Annotated in this window: 6 protein-coding genes; all 6 read right to left on the bottom strand. The window is 71.0% G+C overall.

Annotated elements, in window-relative coordinates; genetic code table 11:
* Positions 1–2 precede the first annotated feature (2 nt).
* Entirely contained in the window at positions 3–476 is a 474-nt protein-coding gene (ruvX, locus tag MR1_RS12140) for a Holliday junction resolvase RuvX (protein ID WP_067246989.1), read from the bottom strand.
* Positions 473–3,133: an alanine--tRNA ligase gene (gene alaS / locus MR1_RS12145; protein WP_067246991.1), complete on the bottom strand. Its 2,661-nt coding sequence runs from the start codon at positions 3,131–3,133 to the stop codon at positions 473–475. Before alaS ends, ruvX begins: the two co-directional genes overlap by 4 nt.
* Before the next feature lie 70 nt (positions 3,134–3,203).
* Positions 3,204–3,401 carry a hypothetical protein gene (locus MR1_RS12150; protein WP_067246992.1) on the bottom strand — a complete coding sequence of 66 codons (198 nt, stop codon included), beginning with the start codon at positions 3,399–3,401 and terminating at the stop codon, positions 3,204–3,206.
* 133 nt (positions 3,402–3,534) lie between these two features.
* Positions 3,535–4,164 carry a 30S ribosomal protein S4 gene (gene rpsD, locus MR1_RS12155; RefSeq protein ID WP_067246993.1) on the bottom strand — a complete coding sequence of 210 codons (630 nt, stop codon included), beginning with the start codon at positions 4,162–4,164 and terminating at the stop codon, positions 3,535–3,537.
* Positions 4,165–4,343: 179 nt separating this feature from the next.
* Positions 4,344–5,642: an acyltransferase family protein gene (locus MR1_RS12160; RefSeq protein ID WP_067246996.1), complete on the bottom strand. Its 1,299-nt coding sequence runs from the start codon at positions 5,640–5,642 to the stop codon at positions 4,344–4,346.
* 21 nt (positions 5,643–5,663) lie between these two features.
* Positions 5,664–7,019: a replication-associated recombination protein A gene (locus MR1_RS12165; RefSeq protein ID WP_084344580.1), complete on the bottom strand. Its 1,356-nt coding sequence runs from the start codon at positions 7,017–7,019 to the stop codon at positions 5,664–5,666.
* Positions 7,020–7,279: the final 260 nt, after the last annotated feature.

Here is a 7,279-nt window from a genome sequence, read left to right on the forward strand (position 1 = left end):
GTTCAGGGAGTCTCCTCGTCGAGCGTGATCAGGGTTCCGGTCGGGGTGCCGGTGCTCTTCTCGATGTCGACGGCCTGCTGCAGCAGCACCACGGCGGCGACCTGATCCACAATGCCACGAGAACCCCGTTGCGTGCGACCGGACGCCCGCAGGGCGGCGTGCGCCGTCACCGTGCTCAGCCGCTCGTCCACCAGCCGCACCGGCACTCCGGTCCGGCGGGCGACGGCGGCGGCGAAGTCGCGCGCGTCCTGGGTGGATACGGTGTCCTCGCCGCGGAGGTTGATCGGCAGGCCCACCACGATCTCGACGGGCTCGTGCTCGACGGCGAGCTCGTGCAGACGGACGACGGACGCATCGTCGCGCGGGACGGTCTCGACGGGCACTGCGAGAAGACCGTCCGGGTCGCAGCGGGACACACCGACGCGACTGCGTCCCACGTCGATGCCGAGCCGCACCCCGCGCCGGAACCCGCTCACGCGCGGCGCAGCTCCTGCTCGATCGCCGTGAAGGCCGCGGGCAGCTCCGTGCGGTGCTGACCGCCTCCCTGGGCCACATCGTCCCGACCGCCGCCCCCGCCGCCGAGCACGCCGGCGGCGAGCTTCGCGAGGGCCCCGGCCTTCGCGCCGGCCGATCGCGCCGTCTCCGTCGTCGCCACGACGACGAGCGGACGGCCGTTGGCGACGCCGGAGACCACGCTCACCCCGGGATCCGCAGACAGGGCGTCACGGACACCGATGGCGACCTCGCGGACCTCGTCCGCCGTCTCCACGTCACCGAGATCGTGCGCCACGAGACGGAACCGTCCGACCTCGACGGCGGACTGGGCGATCGCCGGCACGCGTCCGGCGCGTTCCTTCGCCTCGAACTGGGCGATCCGCTTCTCGGCGGCCTTGAGCTGGGCGGCGATCTCGGCGATGCGCGCCGGGAGCTGCTCCCGCGGCGTCTTGAGCGAGGACGTGAGCTGCGACACGATCGCGCGTTCGGCGGCGAGCTCGCGGAACGCGTCCGCTCCGACCAGCGCCTCGATGCGGCGGTTGGAGGCGCCGACCGATGACTCGCCGACGAGGTTGATGAGCCCGATCTCCGCGCTCGTGGAGACGTGGGTGCCCGCGCAGAGCTCCCGCGACCACGGCCCGCCGATGTCGACCATCCGGACCCGCTCGCCGTACTTCTCGCCGAACAGCGCCATGGCGCCCGCGGCCTTCGCCTCGTCCAGGGACAGCACGCGGGTGGTCACCTCGAGCGAGTCCTGCACCGCGCGGTTCGCGATGTCCTCGATCTCGCTCCGCGTCTCGGACGACAGCGCCTGCCCCCAGGAGAAGTCGAAGCGCAGATAGCCGGCGCGGTTGAGCGAACCGGCCTGCGTCGCTGTCGACCCCAGCGTGTCGCGCAGGGCGGCGTGGACGAGATGAGTGGCGGAGTGGGCCTGGCGGGCGGCCCGCCGGTTCGCGGCGTCCACCACGGTGGTCGCGGCCGCGTCGACCGAGACCAGCCCCTGGCGCACCTCGACGGTGTGGCTGATCAGACCGGGAACGGGGCGCTGCACGTCGAGCACGTCCAGCACGAAGCCGGCCCCCGTGATCGTCCCCTTGTCGGCGACCTGCCCGCCGGATTCGGCGTACAGGGTGGTCTCGGCGAGCACGATCTCGGCCACTTGGCCCTCGCTCGCGCTCGGCGCCGGCTGGCCGTCGACGAGGATCCCCAGCACGCGGGACTCGGTCTCGAGCTGCTCGTAGCCGAGGAAGGCGGTCTCCCCCTGCGCGCGCAGGTCGCGGTAGACGGAGACGTCCGCGAGCTGGCGCTTGCGGCTCTTGGCGTCCGCCTTCGCCCGGTCGCGCTGCTCCTGCATGAGGGTGTCGAAAGCCGTTCGGTCGACGCTCAGCCCGGCCTCCTCGGCGATCTCCAGCGTCAGGTCGATGGGGAAGCCGTACGTGTCGTGCAGCAGGAAGGCCTCGGAGCCGCTGAGCGTCTGCCCGCCGCCCTTCTTGGTCTCGTCCAGGGCCAGATCCAGGATCGTGGAGCCGGACGCCAGCGTGCGCAGGAACGTCTCCTCCTCGGCGAAGGCGGCCGTGGACAGCTGCGCCCAGTCCGTCTCGAGCACCGGATACGCGCTCTTCATCGCGTCGCGGGAGACGGCGAACAGCTCCGGGAAGGTGGGCGCGTCCACGCCCAGGAGCCGCATGGAGCGGATCGTGCGGCGCATCAGCCGCCGGAGGATGTAGCCGCGTCCCTCGTTGGAGGGGCGCACACCGTCAGAGAGCAGCATGAGCGAGGAGCGCACGTGATCGGCGATGACGCGGAACCGGACGTCGTCCTCGTGCGCGACGCCGTAGCGACGACCCGAGAGTTCGACGGCGCGGTCCAGGACCGGACGCACCTGGTCGGTCTCGTACATGTTCTCGACGCCCTGTTTGAGGAAGGCGACGCGTTCGAGCCCCATGCCCGTGTCGATGTTCTTCTGCGGGAGCTCGCCGACGATGTCGAACTCGGTCTTGCCGCGGACGTTCTCGATGAAGTCCTGCATGAACACGAGGTTCCAGATCTCCAGGAAGCGCGAGTCGTCCACGGCCGGCCCGCCGTCCTTGCCGTACGAGGGACCCCGGTCGAAGAAGATCTCCGAGTCCGGGCCGCCCGGGCCCGGCTGCCCGGTGTTCCAGTAGTTGTCGGCGCGGCCGAGGCGCTGGATGCGCTCCGGCTTGAGCCCGATGACGTCCCGCCAGATGGACTCGGCCTCGTCGTCGGTCTCGAAGACGGTGACCCAGAGGTCCTTCTCGTCGAACCCGAGCCCGCCGTCCGCCTCGGAGGAGGTCAGCAGCTCCCAGGCGTAGCGGATCGCTCCCTCCTTGAAGTAGTCGCCGAACGACCAGTTGCCGAGCATCTGGAAGAAGGTCCCGTGCCGGGCGGTCTTCCCGACCTCCTCGATGTCGTTCGTGCGGATGCACTTCTGGACGTCCGCGATCCGGGGGTGCGGTGCGGGCACGACGCCGGTCAGGTACGGGATGAAGGGAACCATGCCCGCCACCGTGAAGAGCAGGGTGGGGTCGTCACTGACCAGGGAGGCCGAGGGCACGATGGTGTGCCCGTTCTTCTCGAAATAGGTCAGATAGCGCTGGGCGATCTCCGCAGTCTTCATCGGTGTGTGCAGTGTCCTTCGATCGACGGACGCCCTGGGCGTTCGCGGGTGGGGGGGGGAAGAGGGGCGGTCAGGCGTCTTCGGAGCGCTGCGCCTGGCCGAGACGCGCCTCCTGCTCACGGAACGCGTCCCCGAGGATGCCGGTGAACTCACTGATCCGTGCGTCGACCTCGGCGAGGATGTCGTGTCCTCGCGGGTCCTTGTTCATGAAGTGGGCCGCGACGAAGCCGCCGATCACGCCGATCAGCAGCCACAACAGGTTCTTCATCTCGTCACCTCCGGGAGCAGGCCGCGAAGCACGGCGTCCTCCATCGTATGCGGAAACGGCGGAAGGCGCCGGGTCCCCCCGGCGCCTTCCGTCTGTGCGCTGCTCTGCGAGCCGCACGACCCTTAAGAGTCGCTCAGCGAGCCGCGTAGTACTCGACGACGAGCTGCACGTCACAGGTCACGGGGACCTCCGCGCGCTTCGGGCGACGCACCAGGCGCGCCTCCAGCTTGTCGAGGGCCACCTCGAGGTAGGCCGGAACCGGGGGCAGGACCTCCGCGTGGCCGCCGGCCGCGGCGACCTGGAAGGGCTCCAGCAACTCCGACTTCGGCTTCACGTGGATGAGCTGGCCCGGCTTCACGCGGAACGACGGGCGGTCGACGAGCTGGCCGTCGACGAGGATGTGGCGGTGCACGACCAGCTGGCGGGCCTGGGCCGTGGTGCGGGCGAAGCCGGCGCGCACGACGAGGGCGTCCAGACGCATCTCGAGCAGCTCGACCAGGTTCTCACCGGTCAGGCCGTCCTTGCGGCGAGCCTCGTTGAACGCGATGCGCAGCTGCTTCTCGCGGATGCCGTACTGCTCGCGCAGACGCTGCTTCTCACGCAGACGGACGGCGTAGTCGCTGTCGGCCTTGCGCTTGGTGCGGCCGTGCTCGCCCGGAGCGTAGGGACGCTTCTCGAGGTAGCGGGCGGCCTTCGGGGTGAGGGCCACGCCGAGGGCGCGGGACAGGCGGACCTTGCGGCGGTCCTGGGACTTCGTGACCACGAAGCATTCCTTCCGATGACGCGGCCGTGTCTCTCACGGCTCGCGGACGTATCGTCTCGATTCCGCCCTTCCCAGGCGCACGCCGGGGCGCATGGAAAGGTGGTGCAGGAGTGGAGAGATGCCCGAAAACTCGGTTTCGAGCCGCTCAAGCCTATCAGAATGCGGGACGCGCCCGCCCCTCAGACACCGGGCACCTGGATTCGGTCGGCGTCGGAACGGCGCGATGGCCTCGCACGACCGGCACCGGGGCCCCCGGCGGTCAGCCAGCCGAGGACGGTCGCCAGCAGGGCGAGCGCCCCGGCCGTGCCCGGGACGAGGTAGCCCTGGGTGAGCACCCAGCCGACGCTGACGACGACCCCGAAGGTCGCCGCGATCGCCGCCCACAGCGGCATCGCGCGGTCCCGCTCCGGCGGCCACCGCCGCTCCCACCGGGGCACGACGAGGCAGAGTCCGGCGATCACGAGCACGATCGCGAGGAACCAGGGGATCCTCGTGAGCCACCAGGGCCTGGACAGCACCGCGGGGAACGGCAGCCCCAGCGCGAGCTGGATGCCGACCACCACTGCCATCGCGACCGTGTGCCAGAGATAGATCGTCATCCCGTGCATGCCGAGGGCGCCGACCGCCAGCAGGGCGGGGCGACGGCGCATGATCGCCCGGATGGCGGGCTGCAGCAGGGTGAAGAGGCAGACCTGGGCGAGCCCGAGCAGGAGCAGCAGCACCGTCGGCGGATTGAGGTTGTCGATCATGTCGGCGGAATAGCCCAGCCCGAAGACCGCGACCGCCATCAGCGCGTAGGCTCCTCCGGCGAGGGCGAGGAGCACCGACCTCGGCCGCCGCGAGAACCACTGATCCCGCACACCGAATCCCAGCTGCTGGACGAACAGCCACACGAACAGCCAGTTGAGGGGCCCGGCCGGCACGCCCGCGGCGCGGTCGACGAGGTCGACGATCACCGCCAGCCCCGCGAGGCACAGGTAGGTGGGCCACGCGGCGCGGTGGTGCAGCCACGCCATCAGGGGCACGAACGCGGTGCAGATCGCGTACACCGCGATGAACCACAGCGGCTCGGCGAGCCGGAAAGCGAAGGTCCGGAGGAACTCGGCGTCCGTCCCGCACAGCGCCAAGACCCCCAGGGCCGCGAGGACTCCCAGCATCGCCGACAGCACCGGCCGGGCCAGTCGCAGCGTCCGCACACGGATGTACTCCGCGGCGGACTGGCCGTGGTGGCGGAGCCGGCGCCAGGTCGTGATGCCCGCGAATCCCCCGGCGATGAAGAACGTGGGCATGATCATGCCCACCCAGGTGATCGCGGCCAGCGGCGGCCAGTCCGCCAGCGCGTTGAACGCCCGTGGCGGGTTCCCCTCGATGCCCATCTGCAGCGCATGCAGCACGACGACGACGGGGAGGCACACCGCGCGAACCGCGTCGATGGACAGGTCGCGGTCGGGCGGGATGCGCGGGATCGCTCTGGTCACGCGCCCACTCTAGGACCCCGGTCAGCCGGCGCCGGGACCCCACCGTTCGCCGAGAATCCGACGGATCTTCTCCAGCCGCGCGTGCACGTCCCGCTCGGCTCCGAGCTGCTTGGGCTCGTAGTACCGGCGGCCGCGGAGTTCGTCCGGCAGGTACTGCTGCGGCACGATGCCGGCCTCGGTGTTGTGAGGATAGGCGTACCCGCGACCGTGGCCCAGGCGCTTGGCGCCGGGATAGTGCGCATCGCGGAGATGAACCGGCACCCGCCCGAACCCGCCCGCCCGCACGTCGGCGATCGCGGCGTCGATCCCCACGTACGCCGCGTTCGACTTCGCCGTGGTCGCCAGGTAGATGGTCGCCTCCGCCAGAGGGATCCGTCCCTCGGGCATTCCGATGAACGCGACCGCGTCCGCGGCGGCCACCGCGATGCCGAGCGCCTGAGGGTCGGCGAGCCCGACGTCCTCCGCCGCCGAGATCACGATCCGTCTCGCGATGAAACGCGGGTCCTCCCCCGCCTCGATCATGCGCGCGAGATAGTGCAGCGCGGCATCCACGTCGGAGCCGCGGATGGACTTGATGAAGGCGCTGATCACGTCGTAGTGCTCGTCGCCCTGGCGGTCGTACCGCAGCAGCGCACGGTCCACGGCCTGCGCGACGTCGTCCGCCGTGACCTCGGGCGTCGCGCCGTCCTGAAGGCGCTCCGGTGACGAGGCCACCGCCACCGCGGCCTCCAGCCCCGTGAGCGCGCGCCGCCCGTCCCCGGACGCGAGACGGATCAGCGCCGTGCGCGCCTCGTCCTGGAGGACCACGGCGTCGTTGAAGCCGCGCGGGTCGGCGACGGCCCTGTCCACGAGCGTCCCGATGTCGTCGTCGGTCAGCGGCTGCAGCGTGAGCAGCAGCGAGCGCGACAGCAGCGGTGAGATCACCGAGAACGAAGGGTTCTCCGTGGTCGCGGCGATGAGGATGACCCAGCCGTTCTCGACGCCGGGCAGAAGGGCGTCCTGCTGCGCCTTCGTGAAGCGATGGATCTCGTCGAGGAACAGGATGGTGCTCTGCCCGTACAGGTCGCGCTGCGTGAGGGCGTCCTGCATCACCTCGCGGACGTCTTTGACGCCGGCCGTGATCGCGGACAGCTCGACGAATCGCCGTCCCGAGGACCGTGCGATGGCCTGCGCGAGGGTCGTCTTCCCCGTTCCCGGCGGACCCCACAGGATCATGGAGACCGACCCCGCGCTGGTCGCCGCGGGATCGGCGAGCGTCACGATCGGGGACCCCGGCCGGAGCAGATGTCCCTGGCCCGCCACCTCATCCAAGGACACGGGGCGCATCCGTACGGCCAGGGGGGTCTGGCCGGACAGGAGGGGCGCGGGCGTGGTCATTCCCCCAGGCTAACGCGCGGCACCGACAGCGCCGCCGGCACGCATCGCGGTCCGTGCACGGTCCTGCTGACGCGTCGCGGTAGGCTCGATCCCCGACACCCAGGAGGATCCATGGCCGGACGCCGCCCCCGCAACGCCCGTGACCGACAGGCACGCGTGGACCAGGAGCGGGCACGACTGCACGCCGCACGGGCGCGGTGGCACGAGGGCGTCGTCGCCCGCCGCCGTCGCGACAACCTGGTCGCCGTCGTGGCGGGCGC

The sequence above is a fragment of the Microbacterium resistens NBRC 103078 genome, assembly GCF_001552355.1.
Taxonomy (GTDB): domain Bacteria; phylum Actinomycetota; class Actinomycetes; order Actinomycetales; family Microbacteriaceae; genus Microbacterium; species Microbacterium resistens.